At 44.5% G+C, this 1,416-nt stretch carries 1 protein-coding gene; it reads right to left on the reverse strand.

Annotated elements, in window-relative coordinates; genetic code table 11:
• Window positions 1-214 precede the first annotated feature (214 nt).
• On the reverse strand, window positions 215-1,416 hold a 1,202-nt coding region (locus A3735_RS20400), incomplete at its 5' end, for a DUF3336 domain-containing protein (protein WP_082885947.1).

The raw sequence follows: 1,416 nt of genomic DNA on the forward strand, positions 1-1,416 counted from the left end.
GCCCGGATACACCATATAAAAGATGAGCAAGCGCCTCTCTATGACGTTCACTCATATATAGATACCTGGGATCAGGCGCTATAGAAAAAGGTAGTTCTTTAAGACCAAAAAAGTCCTGATACATGACGTCAGCTTAGCGTAGTTGCGAAGTTTAGCTTGGTAGCAAACGCAAAGCTTAAAGACAGGGCTCGCCAAAAGCAAGTCCTTACACTCGCTAACGGATTGCCTTATGATCATCAATTAAACTAAGGCTCCCACGATGCGTTCTAACATCAGTCTTTAAGCGGGAAATGCAGCTCTCGAGTGTCTTGCTTATTTTGGAATGTGTACGAATCATCGCTAATTTAGGCCATGTCGCGCGCTCACCCTGAAGCATTAACTCCTTCATGAATTTCGTATCGGGATTGCTAAGCAGCTTCATATAGTGCCCAAGCTTGTAATTTGGAGCAACAGTGACGTCGCCATAATAATTCTGAGACATCATAGAATAAGCATGACCAGAAACTTGTCGAAGCATCTCAGATTTGGTATGAGTTCTTATATAGTCACTCACTGCCTGGCCATGAAATTTTGCTTCGGCTTTAACAAGCGCTAGGGGTAATTTTAAGAAACGATTACTAGACAGCCCTTTTGTTCGTTCCAGCAAAGGCACTACATGAGGATTGGTTTGACTTACGATAGAATAATTAACATCGTAGAGGTGCATTAGGCGCTCGATTGGCAAGTCGCTAACCATGCTGCCATCAACCCAGCGTAAGCGGGGCATATACGGTACGTTGTGTCCATGTTCATCTTTCTTAAGCAGTTTAACCGGGGGGAAAATTCCTGGAACTGCGCAAGACGCTAACGATGCACTCCACGTTAGCATGTATGGAGATGTGTAACCTGACAATAATCTAGCCTTTTGATGAGCCTGGACAGGCGAAACAGTGATATTAATACTCCGCCCCGTCTTCTCGTAGGCCTCTTGCATCGTGTATTCACCTACATAACTACGAATATAGTCTTGCAGCTGACGCTGATCCATAAAGCCTTTGCCTTTAATACCATTCAATAGGCCCATCCACTTCCAGGCTTTCATATTATGGGTATTAGGGTCAAACAAGGAAGGTAGTTCGTCATCGGTATGCGTCCCTAAGGCGGCAGCAATGATAGAACCGGCGCTTGAGCCAGTTACGACATCTGGCAATAAGCCATGCTCCCACAGGGCCTTTACAACACCGATATGGAAGACTCCTAAGGAAGCGCCGCCACTTAGCAATAATGCGGGGCGACCGAAGGATAAAAGTACATCTTTAAAAAAATCTAACTTTTTATTTGATGGCATATCAGAGGTTTGCCTATCGCAAAGATAGGAAAGGCAATCGCAAACTTCTTCAACGTATTCTTCAATGAGTGTTTTGGTGCCGTAATAGC

This window comes from Oleiphilus sp. HI0061, assembly GCF_001635675.1.